Here is a 23,758-nt window from a genome sequence, read left to right as displayed (position 1 = left end):
TCACGCCTTGCGTCCCACGCCGCCGAAGCCCGAGAAGGCGTACGGGTCCTCCGGCTCGTCGCCCTCGGCGAGCGCCTCGGCGCGGTCCGGGCGCCAGTCCGGCATGGACACGAGACCGGGTTCGAGCAGGTCGAAGCCGTCGAAGAAGCCGCCGACCTGCTCCCGGGTGCGCATGACGAGGGGGTTGCGGATGTCCCGGTAGACGGTGACGACGCCGCCCGCCACCTCCTGGGTGAGCGGGATCCCCTCGAACGAGGCGTGCGTGAGGACGAGCAGGCTGCCCGGGGCCAGCGCGTCGCGCAGCTCGGCGACGGCGGCGTACGGGTCGTCCGCGTCCTCGATGAAGTGCAGGACCGCGACGAGCAGCAGCGCGACGGGCCGGTTCAGGTCCAGCAGTCCGCCGACCTCGGGGGCGGCGAGGATCTCGTGCGGCTTGCGCAGGTCGGCCGCGACGACACCGGTGCGTTCGTCGCCGTCGAGGACGGCGCGGCTGTGCGCCACGGCCACCGGGTCGTGGTCGACGTAGACCACGTTCGCTTCGGTGCTCGCCGCGTGGGCGATCTCGTGGACGTTGCCGAAGGTCGGGATGCCGGAGCCGATGTCGAGGAACTGCGTGATGCCCTCGGCGACGGCGTGCCGGACGGCGCGGCGCATGAATGCCCGGTTGGCCTGCATGACCTTGGGGAGCCCCGGCATGAATTCCATGGCTCGGCGGGCCGCCTGGCGGTCGACCTCGAAATTGTGGGAGCCGCCCAGGTAGTAATCGTAGATGCGGGACACGCTCGGCACCGATATGTCGATGCCTGCCGGGGCCCAGGCGGGGCGCTCCATCGGGGTCTCCAAGCCGTAGTCGTGCCGTGGTCCGTCCGGGGGCGGGACGGGGGTCGGACTCCTGTCCGAGCCGAATGTACTGATCATTGCCCAACCGAGCGAGTAAAAGCGGAAATTGGCGGTCCGTTCTTGGTCACACACCAAAGGTTCGAGCGGGTCCGGACAGGGGTGTCTCTGAATCCGACAAATACCTTTTGGGAATTGAACAGCGGCTGATCAGGCACGGTCACCGACTGGCTCAAACCTCTATGGTCCCAACTCCGCCCGTTCAGGCGAACCGAGCTCGTCCCCCACGTGCGCGGGCGCGCGCGGGCCCATGCTCCCCGGGTGAACAGAGCCTGTGCCAGGCGCCTGCTGGCGGTCCCGGTCCTGCTGTGGGCGGCGCTGGCCGTCACGCCGGCCGTGGCCGATAGCCGCGCATACGCGACCTTCGAATCCGGCGACGGCGGAGCGTCCCTCACGGTGTCCGCCACCGCCGGCGGCGGCGTGGGCGTGGCCATGCGAGGTGGCGGACATCACGGCAGGGGGCACTGCAAGGGCCGCGGCGGACACTCCGGCGGAGGGCATCACGGCGGGCACGGTGGACACCACTGCCCACCGCCTCCGCCGCCGTGCCCGCCGAAGCCGACCCCGACCCCGACCCCACCGAAGCCGACCCCCACGCCCACCCCGACGCCCACCCCCACGCCGACTCCGAAGCCCCCGACCCCGACGCCCACACCGCCGCCCCCGAAGCCCGCTCCACCGGCTCCCGCTCCGCCCAAGCCGGCCCCCGTACCGGTGCCGAAGCCGCCCGTGGCGGCGCCGCCACCGCCCCGGGTGTACCCGGCGCCCGCTCCGCCGCCGCCCAAGCCCGCGCCGCAGCCGACGCCTCCCCCGGTGGTGACCCCGCCGCCCGCCCCCAAGCCGGTGGCTCGCCCCAGCTACCACGCACCGACCCGCAAACCGGCTGAACGTCACATCTCACCGGTCACCTTCACGCTCATGACCGCGGCTCCCGCCGTGCTCGCGATCGTCGCGCTGCGCCCGCGCTGACCGCGCGAGGCCGACCGACCGTGCCGGGCACACCCGCGCGACGGAGCGGCGGCTCACCGCAGCGGCTGCGCGCGCCCTCTCCTCTTCCCCTGTGACCACCGATTGGGAGTCATCTTGTCGGAATGGCTCGTCCTGTCCCTCGCGATGGCCGCGGCGTGCGCCGTGGTCCTTTCCATCGCCTTCTTCAACCACCGCAGGATCGGCGAGGACGACGATCCGAACGAAACCCCGGACGTCATCGAGTACATGACGATGATGATCGGGGTGATCTACGCCATCGTGCTCGGTCTCGCCATCGCCGGCGTCTGGGAAGGCAGAGGGGCCGCCCAGGAGTACGTCCGCCAGGAGGCCCAGGCCCTGCACGAGATCAGCGTCCGCTCCGAGGTCTACCCGGCCGAGGTCCGCAAGAAGATCCGCTCGGACGTCGACGCGTACGTGACGTACGTGGTGGACACCGAGTGGAAGGAGATGGCCGACAACGGCGAACTGACCGACCGCGGCGGCGAGCTGCTGGAACGTATCCGCCGTGACGTGACGGACTACGAACCGCAGACCGACCACGAGGGTCAGGCCTACCAGCCGCTGGTCGACCAGGCGGCGATGGTGGACGACGCCCGCAACTCACGCGGGCAGAGCGCCGGGGCCACCATGCCCGGGGTGGTGTGGTTCGGGCTGATCGCGGGAGCGCTGGTGACGGTGGGGCTGATCTTCACCCTCCAGATCCGGCGGTCGTTCCGCGAAATGCTGCTCGCAGGCCTGTTCAGCGCACTGATCGCCTTCCTGCTGTTCCTGATCTGGGACTTCGACGCCCCCTTCGGGCGGGGCATCTCCGCGACCGCCGAACCCTTCCTCGCGCAGTTCCCGCACCTCGGACTGGGTGACTGAACGTCCGTGCCGGGCGCCCGGCGAACGGGCGCCCGGTGCGGACGACGGGACGACGGGACGACGGGACGACGGGGATCAGCAGACCCCCCGGAGACACCCGGAGACAGCCGGAGACCGGTCGGGGACAAACCGGGAACGGGCCCCACGTCCCCGGTTCGGCCTACCGGTGTGCCCCATTCGCCCGTTCCTGATCGCGGGTGACCGGCCCCGCACCTAGCGTGGCGGACATCGAGGTGCACGACCCCTCACGTGCGGAAACGCTGCGCGGCTGCTCCTCGGGGATCCGGAGAACCAGCCATGGGTGCGATACGCAGCTCCGTCACCACCCTGTTCAGCGCCGGCGCCACGGGCGCGGCCCTCGCACTCGGCGCCCTCGGCGCGCCCGTCGCCCTCGCGGCGGAGGCGGCGCCCATCACCTCGTTCGGCTTCGCCATCACCCCCTCGACGGTGGCCCCCGGCGGGCAGACGGTGCTGTCGGTCACCGGCTGTGACGCGGCCTTCGCCACCGCCTCCTCCGGGATCTTCGACACCGTGAGCATCGGGCGCGGCCAGACCGTCCGGGTCACCGTGGACCGCGACGCCCGCCGCGGAGCCCAGTACTCCGTCTCCTTCACCTGCAACGGTGAGACCGGCTCGGCCGATGTGATGGTCGCGGGCGCCACGAGCACGCCCACCACGAGTTCGACCACGGGCCCCCGCGCGAACGCCTCACCCTCGGCATCCACCGCCGCCCCCGTCGCCCCCGTCGCCCCTGCGGCGTCATCCCCCGCCGCGGTCGTGTCCCCGCCGCGTACGACGGCCGCCGTCGTCCCCCCGCGCACCACCGCTCCCCCGGCGCCCCGTACGACGGCGGCGCCGCCCCCGCGCGCCACGACGGGTACCGTGACGGGCAATCCCACGGCCACGGCCGGTGCCATCCTCGGCGTCCGGGGCGGGCTCGGCGGCAGCGTCGCCGGGATGGACCCGCTGGAACTGGGCGCGGGCGCGGCCCTCTTCCTGCTGGCCTCCGGTGGCGCCGCGTACGCCCTGTACCGGCGCCGGACGTCCCACGGGCACTGACCCGACGGCCCGCGCCACGGGCACCCCGGGGCCGTCCGACCCGAACGGCCGGCCCCGTACGACCCTCACCCCGCGCGCCCGCGCGCGACCGACGTTCCCCTTCCCGCCCGCGAACCGCCGGTGGCCCCGAGGCCCGTGCGGGCCCGGGGCGACCGGCGGATCGTCAGGGCGGGCTACCGGCCCGCTCGGCCGGTCAGGCCCGGCCCGCCGGGACGTTACGACGGCGGCGCATCACGTGCACGCCCGCGCCGAGTGCCGCGGCACCGATCAGACCCGCGCCCATGGCCGTCTCGGCGGTGGACGGGCCGAAGGACCCGCCGATGCCGCCCTGGGCACCGCGGCCCGGAAGGATGGTGAAGCGGTGCGTGGCGACCAGGTTGTTGTCGTGGCACTTGACCGACAGCGTGTGGTGGCCCGGCGAGGCGTGGTTGAAGATCCGGACGGTCGCGAAGCCGATGGGGCCCGACGAAAGGTTCGTCTGCGGAAAGTTGCCGTGCGACCAGACGGTGCCGCCGTTGCGGCAACCGGCCGCGCTGACCTGCATCGAGGCGCCCTGGTGCACGGAGTACGGGTTGACCGTGACGTTGCTGGGCCCGGTGCCGCCGCCCTGCGGGTTCGCTTGAGCGGACGTGACACTGAGACCGATCGCGGCGCAAGCAGCCGCGGTCACGGTGAGAGCGCGGAAAACACGCATGGTGGAACCTCCAGCGGAAAGCGCCCCGGAGCGGTGGCTCCGGGCAGATCGACGAGAACGCCTCCCATGACGAACCCTCGGGCCGGTCCGCAACCGGCGCATGTCCACCTTTGGGCCGGCCGGTTGAGCGACACGCCGAAGATCGCGGAATGGATCTGACGGATCCGCAGGTCACGAGGTGTCAGGCATTTATGTGACGATTACCTGGATGGGCGCACCCCTTCCGGCCCCACCACCCGTTCGCCCCTCCCCGATCGCCGTCCCGACCGAGCGCCCTTAGCGTGCGTGAAGCAGGGCGTACAGGGGTGGGACTGGAACGCGGGTCGGGACCCCCGCGTCGGGAAGGGAGAGCCATGACCGAGGACGAGAGTGAGCAGCGGCCGAGGAGACGTTCCCCCTGGGGCGTGCTCGCGCTGGTCATGCTCAGCGGCCTCGCCATGATGCGCAACGGCGCGAACATCGAGGGCGGGCCGCCGCAGCCCACCGCGGCCGCGGCGGTCGCCGTGCGTCCGGACCAGCTGCCTGCGAACCCGCCGACGCCGCCGTCGGACATGGAGGTGCTGGACCACTCGTCGGTGCAGCGCATCCGGATTCCGTCGATCAGCGTGGACGCGCCGGTGATGACGGTCGGGCTGGACGCGCAGGGGTGGATCGACGCCCCTCCGCCGCAGGACCGCAACCTCGCCGGCTGGTACCTCAACGGCATCTCGCCGGGCCAGCAGGGGTCGTCGGTGATCGTGGGGCACGTGGACAACGCGCAGGGCCCGGCCGTCTTCTACGGCCTCGGGTCGACGAAGCCGGGCAGCCGGATCGAGGTGGAGCGCTACGACGGGCGTACGGCCGTGTTCGAGGTGTACGGCGTGGAGGTGTTCTCGAAGGAGTCCTTCCCCGGTGCCCGCGTGTACGGGGACACCGGGCACCCGGAGCTGCGGGTGATCACCTGTGGCGGCGGCTACTCGAAGGACAAGGGCTACGACGGGAACGTGGTCGTCTTCGCCCGGATGGTGGCCTCCCGCTGACGGACCCGCAGCCGGCCGCCGACAGGCCGCCGGCCGCCCCGTCGACCGGCCGACGTCCGGCCCGCCGCCCGCCCCGCCGAGGGGGTTCTCCTCAGCGGGGCGGCAGCGTGGGCAGGGTCATCCGGTAGCCGCGCGCGAGGAGTTGGGGCAGGTAGGTGGCGAGGGCCTGGACGCTCTGCGCGCGGTTGCCGCCGGCGTCGTGGTTGAGCACGATCACCCCCGGTCCGGCGCCCGCCTGCACGCGGGAGACGATGGCGGAGGTCCCGGGTTCCTTCCAGTCGAGGGTGTCCAGGGTCCAGGCGAGCGGCTCCATCCCCAGGTCGGCGCCGATCTCGAAGGCGGCCCGGTTCCAGGCACCGTACGGGGCCCTGAACCACTGGGGCGCCTCGCCGATGGTCTGCTGGACGACCTCGCTGGTGCGGCCGATCTCGGAGAGCAGGGCGGGCCGGCCGAGCTTGGGGATGAGCGGGTGGGTCCAGGTGTGGTTGCCGATGACGTGACCTTCGGTGACCATTCGGCGCAGCAGGTCGCGGTTGTCGGTGGCCATCTCCCCGCAGACGAAGAACGTGGCGCGGACCTGGTACCGGGCGAGGGTGTCGAGGATGGCCGGGGTGTAGCGGGGGTCGGGGCCGTCGTCGAAGGTGAGGGCCATGGCGCTGGCGTGCGCGACGTCGTCGGGCAGTCCGAGGATGGGTCGGGCCCGGACCGCCGGCTTCGCGAGGGGCGGCCGTACGGGTGCCTCGGCGGTCATCGGCCGGAGCCGGTAGGACTTTTCGGGCGGTCCCGCGGCCCGCAGTCCGGGAGCTCCGGCGGCGCCGGCGGGCGGCGGTCCCCCGGCCGGGGCGGGACCGGCGGCGCCGGGGATCGGGGGCTGTGACTCGCCTGCGGTGACCAGCGTGGACGCGGCGGCGATTCCGAGGAAGACGGCGGTACGCAGGAGCACGCGTCGCCCTACTGTCGGCTCGTCATTTTTCATTATTACTACGTATCAACGACATCCCGGCAGATGTCGAGAGGCACGGACGCGCCCCCGTTCGCTCACTCGTTCAGCCGCGCCGCACCAAGGGGAACGGGAGCGTCTCCCGGATCGTCAGGCCCGTCAGGAACATGACCAGACGGTCGACTCCGATGCCCAGGCCGCCGGTCGGCGGCATGGCGTACTCCAGGGCGTCCAGGAAGTCGTTGTCGAGTTCCATCGCCTCGGGATCGCCGCCCGCCGCGAGCAGGGACTGCGCGGTGAGGCGTCGGCGCTGCTCGACGGGGTCGGTCAGCTCCGAGTAGGCGGTGCCCAGTTCGGTGCCGAAGGCCACCAGGTCCCACCGTTCGGCCAGCCGCGGGTCCTTGCGGTGCTGGCGGGTGAGCGGCGAGACGTCGGTCGGGAAGTCCTTGTAGAAGGTGGGCAGCTTGGTCCGCTCCTCCACCAACCGCTCGTACATCTCCAGGACGACGTCGCCGCGGGTGTCCTCCGGCGCGTGCGGCACCTTGGCCCGGTCGCAGAGCCGGCGCAGCACGTCCTCCTCGGTGTCCGCGTCGACCTCCTCGCCCAGGGCCTCGCTGATCGCCCCGTACATGGTCTTGACGGGCCAGGCACCGGAGATGTCGTGGACGACGAGCTTGCCGTCGGGGCCCGCCTTGTGGGCGATCGGCGAGCCGTAGGCGGCGGTCGCGGCGTCCTGGACGAGTTCTCGGGTGAGGTCGAGCATCACGTCGTAGTCGGCGAAGGCCTGGTAGGCCTCCAGCATCGTGAACTCGGGGTTGTGCTTGTAGGAGACGCCCTCGTTGCGGAAGGTGCGGCCCATCTCGAAGACCTTCTCCATGCCACCGACGCACAGCCGCTTGAGGTACAGCTCGGGTGCGATGCGCAGGTACAGGTCGAGGTCGTAGGCGTTGATGTGCGTGCGGAACGGCCTGGCGTTCGCACCGCCGTGGATCTGCTGGAGCATCGGCGTCTCGACCTCCAGGTAGCCGCGGTCCAGCAGCCCCTGCCGCAGGGCCTGCACCGCGCTGGAGCGGGCCCGTACGACGTCGCGCGCGTCGGGGCTCGCGACCAGGTCGAGGTAGCGGCGCCGGACGCGGGCCTCGGGGTCGGCGAGTCCCTTGCGCTTGTCCGGGAGGGGGCGCAGGCACTTGCCGGTGAGCTGCCAGTCCGAGACGACCACGGACAGTTCGCCCGACCTGCTGGTGCCGACCTCACCGCTCGCCACCACGTGGTCCCCGAAGTCGACCTGCGCGGTGAAGGACTCCAGCGCGCCGGGCCCGGCCTCGTCCCGGGTGAACATCAGCTGGGTGTCGCCGGTCCAGTCGCGGAGCACGGCGAAGACCACGCCGCCGAGGTCGCGCACGACCATCACCCGGCCGGCGAGGGTGACCTGTTCGCCGGTGCGGGCGCCCGGCGGGTAACCGGGGTGGGCGGCCTTCAGCTGGGCGACGGTGTGGGTGCGCTGCCGGATCCCGACGGGGTAGGGGTCGGTGCCGCTCGCCCGGATCCGTTCCATCTTGGCGTGCCGGACCCGGACCTGGTCGGGCAGCCGCTCGACCTGCGCCTGTTCCCCGTCCTGCCCGACGAGGTCCAGGCCCATCGAGTCGATGGACGGCAGGCCCTCGGTGGTGGCGGGGTTGGTGAGGCCCCTGGGGTGACCGTTGCCCCACAGGGTGCGCAGGCTCGGTACGGAGACGAAGCCCTCCGCGATGCCGGAGGCGAGGCTGACCCGGGCGAGCGATCCGGCGTCCTGGTAGCAGAGGAAGCGGGGGTACCACTCGGGGCCGTACTTGACGTTCGAGCGGTACAGCGCCTCCAGCTGCCACCAGCGGGAGAAGAACAGCAGGAGCTTGCGCCACAGCTTCAGGACCGGGCCGGCGCCGATCCGGCCACCCTCCTCGAAGGCCGAACGGAACACCGCGAAGTTCAGGGAGATCCGCCGTACGCCCAGGCCGGGGGCGGCGGCGCACAGCTGCGCGACCATGAACTCCATGACGCCGTTCGGGGCGGACCGGTCCCGGCGCATCAGGTCGAGGGAGATGCCGTCCCTGCCCCAGGGGACGAAGGACAGCAGGGCGATCAGCTCGCCCTTCTCGTCGAAGGCCTCGACCAGCAGGCAGTCGCCGTCGGCACGGTCCCCCAACCGGTCGAGGGCCATGGAGAAGCCGCGTTCCGTCTCGGTGTCGCGCCAGCGGTCGGCCCGCTCGACGATCATCTGCATCTCGTCCTCGGACAGCGCCGAGTGGCGGCGGATGAGGGTGGTGGCCCCCGTCCGCCGGACCCGGTTGACGGCCTGCCGGGTGACCCGCATGTCGCGACCGTCGAGGTCGAAGTGGGCGACCTGCAGGATCGCCTCGTCGCCGAGCTGGAGCGCGCTGAGCCCGGACCGGGCGTAGGCGGTCGCGCCGTCCTCGGAGGCGCCCATGACGGCCGGCTGCCATCCGTAGCGGCGGGCCACGGCCAGCCAGGCGTCCACGGCGGGCGTCCAGGCGGCGGGGTCGCCCACCGGGTCACCGCTGGCCAGGCACACCCCGGCCTCCACCCGGTACGTCACGCCCGCCTTGCCGTTCGGGGCGAAGACCACGGCCTTGTCGCGGCGGGTCGCGAAGTAGCCGAGGGAGTCGTTGCGGCCGTACGCGCCGAGGAGCGCCCGGATGCGGGGTTCCTCGTCCCCGTGCAGGGCGGCGGTCAGCCGTTGGGAGCGGAACAGGGTCGTGGCCGCGTTCAGCAGGGCGAGGGCGCCGAAGAGGCCGAGGAGGAAGTACAGCGGGCGGGGCGGCCGCCCGTCGAACTGCCGGGCGGAGAAGAGCCCGCCGAACACCTGCTTCGCGGCCCAGTCGAGCCACTGCCCCTTGGGCAGGGTCCCCGGGAACAGGGCGACGAGCCCCCACCCGACGAGGACCGCGGCGAGCAGTCCGAGGCCGAGCACGAGCAGGGCCCGCCAGACGGCGCCGTGCCGGGAGGCGGCGTAGAACTCGCCGCGCGCCGCGATCAGGATGACCATCGCGGCGACGGCCACGGCCATGGACGGGCCGCCGATCCAGTAGTCCCGGTCGGCGATGATCAGGACGTCGACCAGGATCAGCAGGGCCAGATAGGTGACGACGATCCACCAGGCGATCTTCTTGCGGGTGCCGAGGGCGGCGGCCAGCAGGAAGAGGAACACGGCGTAGGCGAGGTTCTCGCTGACGGGCACCACGAACTGGTCCAGGAAGCGGACGACGGGCCTCAGCAGCCGTCTCAGCGTCGGGGAGAGGGCCAGCAGGGCGCACAGCAGTCCGAGCGTTCCGAAGAACGCGCCGAAGGCGTCCGGGACCCGGCTCAGGAACCGGCGGTGCGTCGCACGGCTCTCACGGGTCCCACCGGTCTCCTCCACTGTGGCACTCATGGTTCGCACTGTAAGGAGGGCCGCGCGGGTCCGCGCGGCGAGACGGCATACCCTCGGAAGGGTGACAGAGCACGTGAACACGGGATTCGAGCGCGGCACCGACGGACCGAAGGTCATCCTCGCCGGAGTTGACGGATCCGATTCCTCCTTGCGGGCCGCCGCGTACGCCGCCGGCCTCGCCCGCCGCCAGAACGCACTCCTCGCCCTCGTGTACGTCCAGCCCGTCATCCCGGCCGGCGCCTCGATGGGCGTGCCCGTCGCCGACACCACCGGGGAGATCGCGGAGGGCATCGTCGCCGAGATCCGTGACTCCGCGGAACGCCTGAAGGGCGTCTTCGACGTCCGCTGGCAGTTCCACACCTTCCGCGGGGACCCGTACTCCGGGCTCGTGAGCGCCGCCGAGGAGCTGACGGCGGACGCCGTCGTCGTCGGCGCGTCCGAGCGGGCGGGTCACCGGATCGTCGGCTCGGTCGCCGTCCGCCTGGTCAAGGCGGGCCGCTGGCCGGTGACGGTGGTGCCGTAGCCCCTGCCGGTGGCGGCGGCCGTGTACGTGGCCGGGATCGTCAGCGGGCGGCAGCAGGTGTCAGCGGGCGGCTTCCAGGCCGTCCTTGGCGGCGCCGCGGCTGAGGACGGCCTCGGTGACGGCCTCCTGGGCTTCCTCGTAGTCGTCCCGGCCGGGGTCCTCGGCGAGGGCCGCCGGGAGGTTGACCACCCGGCCGGGGCCGAGGTCCATCATCTGCGGGATGAACTCGGCCTTGGTCACCTGCCAGCGCTGCCCGGGCGCGGCGGGCGGGGCGAAGGTGAAGCGGCCGATCGAGCCGTAGTTGCCGCGCAGGTCGCGCGCGCCGGAGGGGTTGAACATCTCGCCGGCGACCTGGTCGCCCATTCCGTAGACGATCCAGGTGCCGTTGACCTTCTCGTAGGCCTGCGGGACGTGCGCGTGGGTGCCCAGGATCATGTCGATGTCGGGCCTGCCGCCGGTCTGCGAGGCGGTCAGCGCCTTCCCCAACGAGAGCTGCGTCCCGTCGGGGTCGGTCTCCCACTCCGTGCCCCAGTGCAGGCTGACCAGGACCACGTCCGCGCCGGCCTTGCGGGCCGCCCGGGCGTCCGCGACGATCCGGTCCTGCTTCATCTCGTTGACGGCCCACGGTTGGCCCTCCGGCATCGGGTAGCCGTTGGTGTCGTAGGTGTAGGCGAGGTGCGCGACCTTGGCGGGGCCCGCCTCGTACATCGTCGTCCTGGCCGCCTCGGCGGCCGTGCGCGCGGAGCCCGCGTGGCCGAGACCGGCCTTGTCGAACCGGTCGAGGGTGCGCCGGATGCCGTCCGCCCCGTCGTCGAGGGTGTGGTTGGAGGCGGTGGAACAGCCGTCGTAGCCGGCGGCCTTGAGTCCGTCGGCGACCTCGGGCGGGGAGACGAAGGCCGGATAGCCGCTGAACGGTCCGCCGTCCTCGCCGTAGATGGTCTCCATGTGGCAGAGCGCGAGATCGGCCGCCGAGACCACGGGTTTCACGGCGGCGAACATGGGGCGGAAGTCCCACCCGTCGCCGCCGGCGTCCTCCGCCGCCCGCTTGATGACGGAGGTGTGCGGTAGTACGTCGCCGCTGGCCACCAGGGTGAAGCCCTTCTCGGCGGCGCCGGGGGCGGCGGTTCCGGACGGGGCGGGCGTGGCGGACGACGGACCGGCCGCGCCGGTGCCGAGCCGGGCCGGGGCGGGTCCGCCGTCGGCGCAGCCTGCGGCGACCGCCGGCAGCAGGACGGCGCAGAGGAGTGCGAGTGCCCGTCGGGTACGTGTGCTCATCTGCGCCGACTCCTTTTTGTATGACTATCGGATCATCTGATCCGCAATCCATAGGAGAAGACGCCCGAAGTCAAGGAACGGTGCCGTCCGCCTGAGCCGTCCCACTCCGACGGCCCCCACTCCGACGGCCCCCCGTGCGTTCGTCCCGCCGCCCGCGCGTCGAGGCGTCCGTTCGTCGCGCCGTTCGACCGTTCGTCGTCCGGCTCGGCCGCCCACCGGACGACCCGGATGCTTGGGCGCACCGGGGACGCCGGACGGTTCCGGCCGGGCTCCGTGCAGGTCAGGGTGAGCGGGTCGGCCCCCCACGCGGGACCCGAGACCCCCAGCGACCCCCGGAAGGAGCCACCCGTGCCGCCCTCCCCCACCCTCCAGCACACCGAACCCCAGGCCCTCGCCGAACTCCAGCGCGACCACGGGCGGGCCCTGTTCGGTTTCCTGGTCGGCCTCACCGCAGGGGACGCCCAGCGCGCCGAGGACCTCGTCCAGGAGACCCTCGTACGGGCCTGGCAACACCCGGAGGTGCTGGCCAGCAGCCACGAGTCCATGCGGCCCTGGCTGTTCACGGTCGCGCGGCGGCTGGCGATCGACGCCCGCCGGGCCCGCCTCGCCCGCCCGCTGGAGGTGGACCCGCACGGCCTGGAGCACGCGCCCGAGCCCCAGGACGCGGTGGCGGGCTCGGTCACCGCGATCGACATCCGGCGGGCGGTCGGCAGCCTCGGGCAGGAACACCGGGACGTGCTGGTGCAGGTCTACTTCCAGGACCGCTCGGTGGCCGAGGCCGCCGCGGAGCTCGGCATTCCGGCCGGAACGGTCAAATCCCGTACGTACTACGCCCTGCGCGCCCTTCGGAAGGGCCTCCAGGGATACGGACTCGGCGCCTGACGGCCGGCCCGGACGCGCTCGCCCCCCTCGAACGACGCCGGAGAAACTCTCAAGGATCGCCCGTCATGCGCACGAACCGGACAGGGAGCGCATCGATTGCGGCATCAGAGCGTTCAAGTTGAGTAAACATCCCCCGCTCCACGAGTCGTGCGGTGAAGGCTCGGGGGTGACGGCGGGAAGCTCGACGCGGGGAGAGGTGGAACGGTGCAGCCCGAGGGTTCGAACGGCACCAGTGACGGCGGACTGGCAGTGCCCATGGCGTGGCTCTACGCGGAGTACATCGCCGACGAGCTGCTGCGCACGGGCCGGCTGATCCCGGTCAGCACCCTGGAGTTCCGCGCCGGACGCGACACGCTCGCGCTGACGATCTACCTCTCGGACGCGGCGGGCGAACTCTCCGGCATCCGGGTGGTCTCGCAGCTCGACGAGTGGATGTCCCTGACGGCGTACGGGCACCCCTGGCGCGACTGGGTCCACACCCGCTTCCTCGCGCTGGGCGAGGAGGCCCGCGAGCGCGGCGACGCGGAGGACCCCGACCTCGAACTGGCGCGGGCGGCCTGGCGCTGGCTCGACCACACCGAGCTGTTCGCCACCAACCTCGGCCCGGGCCGCCACGAGCACACCGACACCCCGCCGGCCCTGGACGAGAACGCCCGCGTCTGGACGCCGGCCTGGCAGCTCGGCCTCCCCCTCGGACACCTCGCGATGCACCTGTTCTAGGGCCGGTCGGTGCGGGCCCACGCCTGCGCCGCCCGGCTGTTACGCCGTCTCGGACGGGTCGGTGACCAGGCCCGTGAAAGCGGCCTCGTTGCGCTCGGCCCGGGTCACGTACCAGCGGGCGATCAGCCACATCACCGGGTACGCGGCCAGACCCAGCGCGATCCAGACCAGTGGACCGGCCGTCGACCGCGGCAGCAGGAACGCCAGCGGCAGCGGGACCAGCAGCAGCGCGAGCACCGTCAGCGCGCCCAGGCCGGCGCGCAGCTGGCTGCGCATCAGGGCCCGTACGTAGGTCGTGCCGAGGGTGGTGTGCTCGGAGATCTCGGAGCAGGCCGGGGCGTGCGCGGGCGGCCGCCGGCGGGTGCCGCGGGGCACTCCGGTGACGGTCTCCCGCCGGGGCGGGTGCTGCGGCTCGGCCATGGGCCGGAGTCTACGCGGGGCCCCGCTCCCGGCACCGCCCGGTTCCTCGCCCTGCCCCGCTACTTGAGGAGGCGGGAGAGCCGACGGTCCGCGAGGGGCTTGCCGCCGGTCTGGCAGGTGGGGCAGTACTGGAGCGAGGAGTCCGCGAACGACACGGAGCGGACCGTGTCCCCGCACACCGGGCAGGGTTCGCCCGTGCGGCCGTGGACCCGCAGCCCGCTCTTCTTCTCCGCCTTGAGCTTCCCCGCCGCGACGCCGTGGGCACGCTCGACCGCTGTGCGCAGGGTGTCCCGCACGGCCTCGTAGAGGTGCGTGATCTGGTCCTCGTCGAAGGAGGCCGCCAGTTTGAACGGCGAGACGCGGGCCGCGTGCAGGATCTCGTCGCTGTACGCGTTCCCGATCCCGGCGATCACGCCCTGATCGCGGAGCACCCCCTTGATCTGCCGGCGCTCCCCCGTCAGGAGTGCGGCGAAGGAATCGCGGTCGAAGCCCTCCGCGAGCGGGTCGGGCCCGAGCCGGGCGATGCCCGGGACCTCCTGGGGGTCGCGCACGACGTACACCGCGAGGCGCTTTTGGGTCCCCGCCTCGGTGAGGTCGAAGCCGCCGCCCTCCTCCAGTGCGACGCGCAGCGCGAGCGGCCCCTTGCCCGGCCGCGGCGGCTGGGCGGGGAACGCGTCGCGCCAGTGCAGCCAACCGGCGCGGGCCAGGTGGGTGACGAGGTGGAGGTCGCCGATCGGCAGGGCGAGGAACTTGCCGTGGCGCGCGGTGGCCCCGGCCGTCCGCCCTTCCAGGGCGGTCGGGGGCGGGTCGTACGTCTTGAGCACGCTGACGGCGAGCGGGAGGACACGTTCCACGACCCGCCCGGCGAGGTGCTCGTCGAGGAACTCCCGCAGGGCCTCGACCTCGGGCAACTCCGGCATCCTCCCAGCCTGCCGCCACCCCACCCGAACCGCGACCCGACCCGACCCGCCCCGGCGCCGGCCCGGTCGGTGTGCCGGGGGTCAGGACATGACGAACTCGCACCACACGCATTTGCCGCTGCCCCGCGGTTCCACGCCCCAGACGTCCGCGAGTCGGTCGACGAGCATCAGGCCGCGGCCCGAGACGCCGGACTCGCCCGCCTCGCGGCGTCTGGGGAGGGCGCTGGAGCGGTCCGCCACCTCCACGCGCAACCGTCGCTCGGGGCCGGTCAGCACGCGCAGGGTCACGATGGCGGGGCCGTCGGTGTGCATGAGGGCGTTCACGATGAGTTCGTCGGCGATCAGTTCGATCTCGTCGGCCCGGTTGCGCGCGCCCCACGCGCGGACCGCCGCACCGATCATGTGCCGGGCCGCGACGAGGGCTTCGGGGTCCCCCGGGGCCACGTGCTGCTGGAGCCGGCCACGGCCCTGCGGGGCCTCCTCGCCGAGCCGGCGCAGCAAAAGCAGCGCCATGTCGTCGTCGCCGCCCCGGTCGTCGACGACCTCGCAGAGCCGGTCGGCCAGGAGCTGGAGGTCCGCCGGGCCGTTGCGGACCAGGGCGGTGAGGAACTGGATGCCGTCGTCGAGGTCGGCGCCGGGCTGTTCCACCAGTCCGTCGGTGCACAGCAGGAGCGTTTCTCCCGGATCCAGTTCCACGGTGGTGACCGCGTACTCCAGGCGGCCGAACTCGGCGGACAGCCCCAGCGGCATCCCGCCTTCCACCGGCAACCTTTGGCAGTTCCCGTCGCGGGTGCGCAGCAGCGGGTCCAGATGGCCGGCGCGCACCAGTTGCAGGACCCCGGTCGAGAGGTCGGCCTCCACGTAGGTGCAGGTCGCGAAGCGGTCGGTGTCCAGTTCGTGCAGGAAGACCGAGGCCCTCGCCATCACCGTGGCCGGCGAGTGCCCCTCGGCGGCGTACGCGCGCAGGACGATCCTCAGCTGCCCCATCACGGCGGCCGCGTGCGTGTCGTGGCCCTGGACGTCGCCGATGACGGCGCCCACCCGGCCGCCCGGCAGCGGGATGACGTCGTACCAGTCGCCGCCGATGTCCTGCCCCATCCGCGCGGACCGGTAGCGGACCGCGATCCGGGCGCCGGGGACGGCCGGGATGCGCCGGGGCAGCATCGCCTGCTGGAGTCCCTCGGCGAGGTCGTGCTCCTGCTCCAGCAGCATGGCCCGTTGCAGGCTCTGCGCGATGCTGCTGCCCAGCGCGACCAGCAGGTTCCGTTCGTCCTGGGTGAAGCCGTCCTTGTCCTGGTAGAGGAGTCCGATGGCGCCGATCGGGCGGGCCTGCGCGATCAGCGGGAGGTAGGCGGCGGCGGAGATCCGCATGGGCGAGATCCTCGCCCAGAGCCCCGGATAGCCGTGGGCGAACTCCTCCGCCGAGTCGAGGAAGCGCGGTTGCAGCGAGCGCACGACCTCACTCATCGGGTACGGCTCGTCGATGCGGGTGTAGCGGGTGCCGGGTACGAAGCTGCCCTGGGGCCCTTCGGCCACGAGGTGGATGCGGCCGGCCTCGACGAGGCCCATGACCATGCCCATCGAACCCAGGCGCTCCAGGCCGTGGGCGTCGCCGAGGGCGTCGATGACGTCCTTCACGGTCCGGGCGTGCGCGAGCGCCGCCGTGGTGCTCTCGACCACGGAGGTCTGCCGGCGGCGCTCGTCGTCCAGGCCGAGGCGCTCGGCGGAGTGGCTGAGTTCCTCGGTGGCGTCGCGGACGATGCCGATGATCCGGTACGGGCGCCCGTCGGGGTCCCGCATGACGCGGCCCTGGGTGTGCGTCCAGCGCGGTTCGCCGTCGCGGCAGCGGATCCGGAAGTAGGCGCCGTAGCTGTCGACGCCGCTCTTGAGGGCGCTGGAGACCAGCGCGTCCAGCCGGGTGGCCTCGGCCGGCGGGACGCGCGGCGAGAGGGATTCGGGGTGGCCGTCGTAGGCGTCGGGGGCGGTGTCGAAGACTTCGAGGGCTGCTGGGTCCAGGTGCATGAGCCCGGTGACCAGGTCCCAGTCGAAACTGCCCATCCGGTTCAGCGACAGCGACCGGTCCGCGTGGGCGGGCCAATCGTCCGGCAGCGATGTGGTGCTCGGCACCGGTCCACCATGACACAGCCGGGGGTCAGGCGCTCTCCAGGTACTGGGCCTCGTCGGAGCCCTCGGTCAGCGGGTCCGGGACGTCGTACGGGGCGTCGTACGGGGCGTCGGGCAGGAACGGGTCGAGCATGTCCGGCAGGGCGTCGTCCTGTGGGTGGCCGGGCAGGGCCGGGTCGTCCGGGCCCTGCTCCGACGGCTCGGACGGTACGTCGCCGGGCGCGTTCGGCGCGGGGTCCGCGGGCCGGGCCGGCGACGGCGTCCCGGGCGCCTGCGGGGTGACGGGCGGCCGCGCGGGCTTGCCGGGCGGGGTGTCCGCGGCCGGCGGGCACGGGGGCGCGTTGCCCGCGCCGGGCAGCTGCGCCTGCGGTCCAGCGAGCGGGAGGCCGGCGGCCGGGTCGGTGAACGGGTCGGCGGGCACGCCCGCCGACGCCTCGCCGGGGACGCCGCCGGGGGCGGTGCCCGGAACTCCGGACGATCCTTCGGCGAGCGGGCCGGGGGCTCCGGGGGCGCCCGGGACGGCGCCCGGCGGGGCCGGCGGCAGGTCGAGGGACGCGCCGGCGGACGGGTCGCCGGTGAGGTCGTCGGTCTCGGCGAGACCGGGGCCGGCAAGCGTACCGGCGCCGGGGTCTTGCATGAGACCGCTGGTCGAACCGGTCGGCCCGGCGTTGAAGTCCTCCGCGAGTTCGTCCGCGAAGCCGCCCGTGAACTCGTCGGGACCGGCCTGCGGCGTACCGGCGGACGGGTCGAACGGGGCTTCCCCGGGAACGGCCCCGGCCGCCGGGTCGGACGGCGGGCTCCCCGGAGCCCCCTCGGTGACGTCGAACGGCACGTCGGACGGGGCGTCGTACGGGCCGTCCCCCGGCAGGCCCCCCGTGACGTCGGACGGAGGTCCGGCCGGCGGCGCCGTCGGGGACACCGGTGGCCTGGTCCGCTCCAGGCTGTTGGGGTCGGGCGCGGTGCAGGGGTCGGAGGCGGCGCCGGGCGGAACGGCGGGCCCGTCGGGAATCCCGTCGGCCGGGTCGTAGGGCGGCAGCACCCGGGGGGTCTTGTCCTGGGCGCCGTCGTCCCCGGTCCTGCGCTCGATCCAGGTGTTGTCGGCCACGTTGACGATGAGCAGGTTGTCCAGGGGCCGGGCGCTCGGTTCGACGACGACGACCTGGTTGGCCTGGTAGCCCTGCCAGGGGTCGCCCTTGGTCACCGGGCTCCCGCTCGCGGAGCGCGGCGCGACGAGCGGGTTGCCGCAGCCGCAGCGGACCCTCGGCATGCCGTGTTCGTCGACGAGCACGGCCGTGCCGGCCTGGAGCACGGCCTGGAAGTCCTCGGGGTGGCCGCCCTTGTACCCGTGGCTGGTGACCCGGGTGTCGGCGCGGAGCACCACCGGGGTGAGTCCGCGCAGGAACTCGGGGAGCTTCGCCTGTTCGACTCCGGCGACCGAGGCGAAGGCGCGGCCCCTGGCCTCGTCGGCGACGAGGTAGCCGACCTGTCGTTCCACGTCGCAGCTGCCGAACCGCTGGGTGCCGCCGTAGAGGCCGGGGGTGGCCGCGCCGATCGTACGGATGCCCCGGCCGCTGCGGTTCGGCAGCGGGGGCTGCACCGGGGCGGACTCGCGGGTGGCGAACGATGCCGTGAAGGGCGCGGCGCCGGCGGCGCCGACGGGCTGGAGCTGCACCTCCTTGCTCTCCGCGGCCGGGCCCTTCGTCACCTCGGGCGGCGAGCCCGTGCATCCCGCGGCGAGCAGTCCGACGAGGGCGAAGAGGGTTGTGCAGGTCGGTAGGTGACGGCGCGACGTATGACGGGGTGTCATCGGTGCGGTTGCGTCGTTCACGTCTTTCACGCTGATCTCCCTATTCGCCCCGAGTTGTCACCTCTTGTCTGCCGCATGTTCCGGAGCCCCGCAAGTGGAGCGCCGCGAGTGGGGCACCGACGCCCGAACGCAGGGTCTTGAACATGTTCAACAAACCCCGTAGGGTCACGACCATAACTTGAACACGTTCAAAGGAGAGTGCCGTGACGGTACTCGTCAACCTGATCGTCATCCTGGGCATGTTCTACGTCGTCCCCGTGGGCCTGCTCCTCATCGACCCCGTCCGGCTGCGCGCCGCCGCCCGGCTGTGGCCGCTCGCCGCCCTCCCCGGGGCGCTGTGCCTGTGGCTGCCGCGCGGCGCGGCCGCCACGGCGCTCGCCGCGTTGTACGCGTGCGCGGCGCTGGCGCCGGCCGCCCACGCACCGGCCCGGTTGCTACGGACCCGCTCGCTCGCCCCCGCCGAGGTGGCGGCGCTCACGGCGCTGGTCGCGCCCTCGGTCGCCGGGATCGCCCTGGTCGCCGAGCGGGCCGGATACCGGCTCTTCGGCTTCGACCTCGACATCCTGGCCCTGACCGTCCCCCACTTCCACTTCGCCGGGTTCACGGCGGCGCTGGTCGCCGGGCTGGTCTGCCGGTCGGCGGGTGCGCGGCGGTGGGCGCGCTGGGCGGCGTACAGCGTGCCCGCCGGCACGCTGCTGGTACTCCTCGGATATTTCGTGGACGACTGGGCCGAACTGCTGGGGGCGATAGTGCTGACGGCGGGAATGTGGGCCGTGGCGCTCGTGACCTGGCGCGATCTGCGACCCGTCGCCGGCGACCGGACCACGGGCACCCTGTTGGCGGTGTCGGCGGCCGTACTGGTCGCCACGATGCTGCTCGCCCTGTGGTGGGCGGTCGGCGAGGCCACCGGGATCGCGCACCCCACCCTGACCTGGATGGCCGCGACGCACGGCCTCGGCAACGCGCTCGGCTTCGCCCTCTGCTCGCTGCTGGCCTGGCGCCGCCTGACCGCCGGCCCGACCGCTCCGGCAGGGCCGACCGACCCGACCGCGCCGGCCGCCGTGCCCACTGCCCCGGCCGCCGTACCCGCTCCGACCGCCCCCGCGATGACCCCGGCACCGCCGGCCGCGACCCGCTGACCGCGCACCCCCGAACGGAGACCACCCCATGACCCGCCTCACCAGCACCGGCCGGGACGCCCTCAACTACCCCGACCGCGGCGCCACCCTGCGCCGACCCCTGCCCGACGGCTACCACCACCTGCACCACCGGGCCCGCGTCGGGCGCGGGCGCGAGGTGTTCGAGGCGGCCGGCAGAGCCGTCTCGGAGTTCGCGATGCACCGGGCGACCGGGGCCCGCGTCCGGACGGACGGCCCCGCCGCCCCCGGGGTGCGGGTGGAGATCGGGCTGGGCGTCGGCCCGCTGCGCGTCACCGTGCCCTGCGAGGTGATCTGGGTACCCGACGCCCCGGACCGTGCCGGATTCGCCTACGGCACCCGGACCGGGCACCCCGAGAGCGGCGAGGAATCGTTCCTGGTGGACCTCGCCGAGGACGGCACCGTCTGGTTCGAGGTCACCGCCTTCAGCCGGCCCGCCGTCTGGTACACCCGTCTCGCCGGCCCGCTCGTCCCCGTCCTGCAGCGCGGTTACGCCCGGCTGCTGACCCACCACCTGCGCGGGCTGGCCGCGACCGGCTGATACTGGAGGGGATGGACTGGTTCACCGCACCCGCCTACTGGCCGGCCCGGATCTTCTTCCAGCGGACCCTCGCCGGTGTCTACGTCCTCGCCTTCGTCGGGGCCGCCCTGCAGTTCCGGGCCCTGATCGGAGCCCGCGGCATGCTGCCCGTCCCGCAGTACGTGCGGTACGTGCCCTTCCGCAACGCCCCGAGCCTCTTCCAAATCCACTACTCGGACCGGCTCTTCGCCTGCTGCGCCTGGGCCGGCGCGCTGCTCGCGGCGGCGCTCGCGGCGGGGGCCGGGGACAGGGTTCCGCTGGGCGCGGCCATGGCGATGTGGGCCGTCCTGTGGCTGCTGTACCTGTCCGTCGTCAACGTGGGGCAGACCTGGTACTCCTTCGGCTGGGAGTCGCTGTTGCTGGAGGTGGGCTTCCTCGCCGTCTTCCTGGGCAACGCCCGGACCGGGCCGCCCGTGCTGGTGCTGTGGCTGCTGTGGTGGGTGCTGTTCCGGGTGGAATTCGGCGCCGGGTTGATCAAGATGCGGGGCGACGCCTGCTGGCGCAAGCTCACCTGCCTCTACCACCACCACGAGACGCAACCCATGCCGGGACCGCTCAGCCGGTTCTTCCACCACCTGCCGAAGCCGCTGCACCGGGTGGAGTGCGCGGCGAACCACGTGACCCAACTCGTCGTCCCGTTTCTGCTCTTCATCCCTCAGCCGGTGGCCTCGTACGCCGCCGCCGTGATGATCGCCACCCAGTTGTGGTTGGTGCTGTCCGGCAACTTCGCCTGGCTGAACTGGCTGACGATCGCGCTCGCCCTGTCGGCCGTCGACTTCACCCGGTTCACCGCAGCGCCGCCCGCCGCCGCCTCGCGCGGAGCGCCGCTCTGGTACGTGGTCCTGGTGTGCGCGGTGACCGTCCTGGTCCTGGTGCTGAGTCGGCACCCGGTCGCCAACATGGTCTCGCGGCGCCAGGTGATGAACCGCTCCTACGACGGGCTCCACCTGGTCAACACCTACGGGGCCTTCGGCTCGGTCGGCCGGATCCGCGAGGAGGTCGTGGTGGAGGGCACCGACGACCGGACGCCGCGCCCGGACGGCGCCTGGCGGGAGTACGGCTTCAAGGGCAAACCGGGCGAACTCCGGCGGATGCCGCGCCAGTTCGCCCCGTACCACCTGCGCCTCGACTGGCTCATGTGGTTCGCCGCGCTCTCCCCCGGCTACGCGCGGGACTGGTTCGGGCCGTTCGTCGAGCGGCTGCTCGCGGGCGACCGGGACACGCTGCGCCTGCTGCGCCACAACCCCTTCCCGGACGCCCCGCCCCGTTTCGTACGGGCCCGGCTGTACCGCTACCGGTTCACCACCCGGAGCGAGTTCCGCGAGACGGGCGCGTGGTGGCACCGCACGTTGGTGCGCGAGTACCTGCCGCCGACCCGACTCACGGACGCCGCCGCCTCAGAGCCCGAGTAGGGCGGCCTCCCGCTCGGCGGATATGCCCTTCTTCGGGCGGTCGGGCCGGTGCGGGGCGACGCCGCCGAGGCTCCGCAACCAGGCCCAGGTGTCCGCGGCCGTCTCCTCGACGGGCCGGCACGTCAGGCCCGCGTCGAGCGCCTTGGTGACGTCCGCGCCGAAGATGTAGTCGTGCAGCTCGCCCTCGGGAAGCCAGATCGGCAGTTCCGTCCACGGCTCGACGCCGGCCTTCTCGATCACGTCGTCCGCCGTCCAGCGCGGCTCGACCGCACCTCCGGTGGCCGCGGCGCAGGCCGCGATGAGGCTGCCCATGGTGGCGTGGCCCCTCGGGGACACCACGTCGTAGGCGCCGCCGCGGCCTGCCGCCGCGGCGTCCAGGGTCCAGCGCGCGAGGTCGCGGACGTCGATGTACTGGAGCGGCAGGTCGGGCCGACCCGGGGCCAGCAGCGGGCCGCCGCGGGCCACCCGGTTCAACCACCAGGGCAGCCGGCCGACGTTCTCGTAGGGGCCGATGATCAGGCCCGCCCGGACCAGCAGCGCGTGGTCCCCGAAGGCGGCCTCGACGGCCAGTTCGCCGCCGCGCTTGTCCTCGGAGTAGGCGACGGCCTCCGCGTCCGGTGATCCCTCGACGACCGCACCGGCCTCACCGAGTCCGGCGGGAGACGGGTAGACGTAGACCGAACGGCTGGAGATGTACGTGTACTGCCCGACCCGGCCGGCCAGCAGGCGGGCGCTGTCGCGCACCACGACGGGGGCGCCGCTCCAGGTGTCGACGACCAGGTCCCACTCGCCCTCGGCCAGGGCCGTGAGCCCGTCGGGGGCGGTACGGTCCCCGTGGAGCGCGCTCGTGCCCGGCGGGGCGGCGTGGCGACCGCGGTGGAAGACGGTGACGTCCCAGCCCCGGTCGAGGGCGTCCTCGACGATCGCACGCCCGACGAATTCGGTCCCACCCAGCATCAACAGTTTCATGGGTCGAGACTGCACGGCCACGGGTGGGACGGGGAAGTGTTGATCGCCATCAGCGATCACGCCTTGGGCGGACGCGGAACGGGAACTCCGCTCGCGCCCCCGTCGCTCCTCGGCGCGGGGGCGCGGACCGGTGCCCCGGACGGGGCCGTCCGGAGGACTTCTAGTCGATGCCGGGCAGGATGTGGGGTTCGGCCAGGTCGTCCTCGTAGCCCGCCAGCCGGATCGGCGCGGAGCGTGCCCACACTTCGAGGCTGCCGAGTTCGTCGGACTTCGTGTGCGCCCCCCGACCGGTTCGCTCCATGGTCTGTTCGGGCTTCTTCGTTTCAGTCACCGCGCACTCCCTTGTGTCGCGTAACCCGGCGAGCACGACCGCACGCCGGAGATAGGGAAATATAAGAGTTTCCGGACGCGGTGGCGCCTTGGTGGAGCGGTGCCCGGGTGGGGCTCCTTGCGGTCAGGGTACACATATGAGCGGGGCCCCGCTCGATGGAAGGGTAAAATCCACGCTGGACCGCATGTTTTCGCCCGGAGTTCAGTGAGTTGTGGGCCGGCGTGTCGCCCCGGACCGATCTGCTCGACGACGGTGACACGCGCGCCGGCACGACGGAAGGAGCGGCGGTGACGGTGGCGGACGTGCCGGAGACCGGCAGTGTCGACGAACTGATGGAACGGCTGGACACGCACCGGGGCCGCGATCACGGGCTGCGGACGGCGGCGCTGCTGCGGCGCTCGCACCCGTCCGACAAGGAACTCCAAGTGGCCGGACTGCCGCACGGGTTGGCCGGTGAGGTGCGTCCGCTCCTGGGCGCCCGCGTGGCGGGCCTCGCCCGGCTCCGGACGCGGAGACCTTGCGTCAGGCCTCGGAGAGCGCGGCGACCGCGGGTCTGAACCCGGGGGTGATGGAGGACTGGCGTCCGGTCCTCGAACTGCTCGCCGCGCGCGTGCGCGGAACGGGCTGACCGCCGCCCCCGGAAGAGGACACCGAGGACGCCGGGGACGCCGGGGACACCGAGGACACCAAGGACGCCGGGGACGCCGAGGGGGGGCGCCCGCCGGGGGGGCCCCCCCGGGGGCGCGGG

The 23,758-nt window shown here is 73.1% G+C and carries 21 protein-coding genes and 1 pseudogene; 11 read left to right on the top strand and 11 right to left on the bottom strand.

The window, feature by feature from the left end; translation table 11 throughout:
- Positions 1-831 (bottom strand): SAM-dependent methyltransferase, encoded by an 831-nt coding sequence (locus tag AB0D46_RS11185; RefSeq protein ID WP_362877136.1) that lies wholly within the window; start codon positions 829-831, stop codon positions 1-3.
- A 611-nt stretch (positions 832-1,442) separates the two neighbouring features.
- On the opposite strand from AB0D46_RS11185, the gene AB0D46_RS11180 reads away from it, so the two are divergent.
- The 3 genes from AB0D46_RS11180 to AB0D46_RS11170 all read left to right on the top strand — a co-directional run bounded on the left by AB0D46_RS11180 (position 1,443) and on the right by AB0D46_RS11170 (position 3,810).
- Entirely contained in the window at positions 1,443-1,784 is a 342-nt protein-coding gene (locus tag AB0D46_RS11180) for a hypothetical protein (protein WP_362877028.1), read from the top strand.
- A 196-nt stretch (positions 1,785-1,980) separates the two neighbouring features.
- A complete protein-coding gene (locus tag AB0D46_RS11175) occupies positions 1,981-2,751 on the top strand; it encodes a hypothetical protein (protein WP_362877027.1) in 771 nt (256 codons plus the stop codon).
- 297 nt (positions 2,752-3,048) lie between these two features.
- A complete protein-coding gene (locus tag AB0D46_RS11170; RefSeq protein ID WP_362877026.1) occupies positions 3,049-3,810 on the top strand; it encodes a hypothetical protein in 762 nt (253 codons plus the stop codon).
- Between the two features lie 193 nt (positions 3,811-4,003).
- Here the strand turns inward: AB0D46_RS11170 and AB0D46_RS11165 are convergent, their stop codons facing one another.
- Positions 4,004-4,504 (bottom strand): hypothetical protein, encoded by a 501-nt coding sequence (locus AB0D46_RS11165; protein ID WP_362877025.1) that lies wholly within the window; start codon positions 4,502-4,504, stop codon positions 4,004-4,006.
- Between the two features lie 353 nt (positions 4,505-4,857).
- Here AB0D46_RS11165 and AB0D46_RS11160 point away from each other — a divergent pair, with 353 nt between their 5' ends.
- Positions 4,858-5,523: a class F sortase gene (locus AB0D46_RS11160; RefSeq protein ID WP_362877024.1), complete on the top strand. Its 666-nt coding sequence runs from the start codon at positions 4,858-4,860 to the stop codon at positions 5,521-5,523.
- A 91-nt stretch (positions 5,524-5,614) separates the two neighbouring features.
- On the opposite strand, the gene AB0D46_RS11155 is transcribed toward AB0D46_RS11160, so the two are convergent.
- Positions 5,615-6,499 (bottom strand): polysaccharide deacetylase family protein, encoded by an 885-nt coding sequence (locus AB0D46_RS11155; RefSeq protein WP_362877023.1) that lies wholly within the window; start codon positions 6,497-6,499, stop codon positions 5,615-5,617.
- A 70-nt stretch (positions 6,500-6,569) separates the two neighbouring features.
- Positions 6,570-9,890 (bottom strand): bifunctional lysylphosphatidylglycerol synthetase/lysine--tRNA ligase LysX, encoded by a 3,321-nt coding sequence (gene lysX, locus AB0D46_RS11150; RefSeq protein WP_362877022.1) that lies wholly within the window; start codon positions 9,888-9,890, stop codon positions 6,570-6,572.
- A gap of 61 nt (positions 9,891-9,951) precedes the next feature.
- Between lysX and AB0D46_RS11145 the strand changes: the two genes are divergently transcribed.
- Entirely contained in the window at positions 9,952-10,413 is a 462-nt protein-coding gene (locus AB0D46_RS11145) for a universal stress protein (RefSeq protein ID WP_362877021.1), read from the top strand.
- Between the two features lie 60 nt (positions 10,414-10,473).
- On the opposite strand, the gene AB0D46_RS11140 is transcribed toward AB0D46_RS11145, so the two are convergent.
- Positions 10,474-11,688: a CapA family protein gene (locus AB0D46_RS11140; RefSeq protein WP_362877020.1), complete on the bottom strand. Its 1,215-nt coding sequence runs from the start codon at positions 11,686-11,688 to the stop codon at positions 10,474-10,476.
- 348 nt (positions 11,689-12,036) lie between these two features.
- On the opposite strand from AB0D46_RS11140, the gene AB0D46_RS11135 reads away from it, so the two are divergent.
- Together AB0D46_RS11135 and AB0D46_RS11130 are read left to right on the top strand one after the other, a co-directional pair.
- A complete protein-coding gene (locus tag AB0D46_RS11135) occupies positions 12,037-12,570 on the top strand; it encodes a sigma-70 family RNA polymerase sigma factor (protein WP_362877019.1) in 534 nt (177 codons plus the stop codon).
- 255 nt (positions 12,571-12,825) lie between these two features.
- On the top strand, positions 12,826-13,290 hold the full coding sequence (locus tag AB0D46_RS11130) for a hypothetical protein (protein ID WP_362877135.1): 465 nt from the start codon (positions 12,826-12,828) through the stop codon (positions 13,288-13,290).
- A gap of 39 nt (positions 13,291-13,329) precedes the next feature.
- On the opposite strand, the gene AB0D46_RS11125 is transcribed toward AB0D46_RS11130, so the two are convergent.
- From AB0D46_RS11125 to AB0D46_RS11110, 4 genes are all read right to left on the bottom strand, one after another.
- The gene (locus AB0D46_RS11125) at positions 13,330-13,710 is read right to left on the bottom strand and encodes a hypothetical protein (RefSeq protein ID WP_362877018.1); all 381 of its coding nucleotides are present in this window, start codon (positions 13,708-13,710) and stop codon (positions 13,330-13,332) included.
- A gap of 59 nt (positions 13,711-13,769) precedes the next feature.
- The gene (locus tag AB0D46_RS11120; RefSeq protein ID WP_362877017.1) at positions 13,770-14,630 is read right to left on the bottom strand and encodes a DNA-formamidopyrimidine glycosylase family protein; all 861 of its coding nucleotides are present in this window, start codon (positions 14,628-14,630) and stop codon (positions 13,770-13,772) included.
- 81 nt (positions 14,631-14,711) lie between these two features.
- A complete protein-coding gene (locus AB0D46_RS11115; protein WP_362877134.1) occupies positions 14,712-16,775 on the bottom strand; it encodes a SpoIIE family protein phosphatase in 2,064 nt (687 codons plus the stop codon).
- Positions 16,776-16,782: 7 nt separating this feature from the next.
- Positions 16,783-18,582 carry a DUF6777 domain-containing protein gene (locus AB0D46_RS11110; RefSeq protein WP_362877016.1) on the bottom strand — a complete coding sequence of 600 codons (1,800 nt, stop codon included), beginning with the start codon at positions 18,580-18,582 and terminating at the stop codon, positions 16,783-16,785.
- Positions 18,583-18,764: 182 nt separating this feature from the next.
- Between AB0D46_RS11110 and AB0D46_RS11105 the strand changes: the two genes are divergently transcribed.
- Genes AB0D46_RS11105 through AB0D46_RS11095 form a run of 3 tightly spaced genes read left to right on the top strand, consistent with a single transcriptional unit; the run spans position 18,765 to position 21,710 of the window.
- Positions 18,765-19,700, top strand: a complete 936-nt coding sequence (locus AB0D46_RS11105) for a YndJ family protein (RefSeq protein ID WP_362877015.1) — start codon at positions 18,765-18,767, stop codon at positions 19,698-19,700.
- Between the two features lie 28 nt (positions 19,701-19,728).
- Complete coding sequence (locus AB0D46_RS11100; RefSeq protein ID WP_362877014.1) at positions 19,729-20,259, top strand: DUF1990 domain-containing protein; 531 nt, start codon at positions 19,729-19,731, stop codon at positions 20,257-20,259.
- A gap of 11 nt (positions 20,260-20,270) precedes the next feature.
- Positions 20,271-21,710 carry a lipase maturation factor family protein gene (locus AB0D46_RS11095; RefSeq protein ID WP_362877013.1) on the top strand — a complete coding sequence of 480 codons (1,440 nt, stop codon included), beginning with the start codon at positions 20,271-20,273 and terminating at the stop codon, positions 21,708-21,710.
- Here the strand turns inward: AB0D46_RS11095 and AB0D46_RS11090 are convergent.
- A complete protein-coding gene (locus tag AB0D46_RS11090) occupies positions 21,696-22,679 on the bottom strand; it encodes an NAD-dependent epimerase/dehydratase family protein (protein ID WP_362877012.1) in 984 nt (327 codons plus the stop codon). The genes AB0D46_RS11095 and AB0D46_RS11090 overlap by 15 nt on opposite strands.
- Before the next feature lie 160 nt (positions 22,680-22,839).
- Entirely contained in the window at positions 22,840-23,010 is a 171-nt protein-coding gene (locus AB0D46_RS11085; RefSeq protein WP_362877147.1) for a hypothetical protein, read from the bottom strand.
- A gap of 332 nt (positions 23,011-23,342) precedes the next feature.
- Between AB0D46_RS11085 and AB0D46_RS11080 the strand changes: the two are divergent.
- A pseudogene (locus tag AB0D46_RS11080) lies at positions 23,343-23,638 on the top strand (hypothetical protein).
- Positions 23,639-23,758: the final 120 nt, after the last annotated feature.

The organism is Streptomyces sp. NPDC048383, assembly GCF_040651775.1.
In the GTDB taxonomy this organism is placed as follows: domain Bacteria; phylum Actinomycetota; class Actinomycetes; order Streptomycetales; family Streptomycetaceae; genus Streptomyces.
Note: the sequence above shows the minus strand (reverse complement) of the source record. Positions and strands in the feature narration are given on the sequence as shown.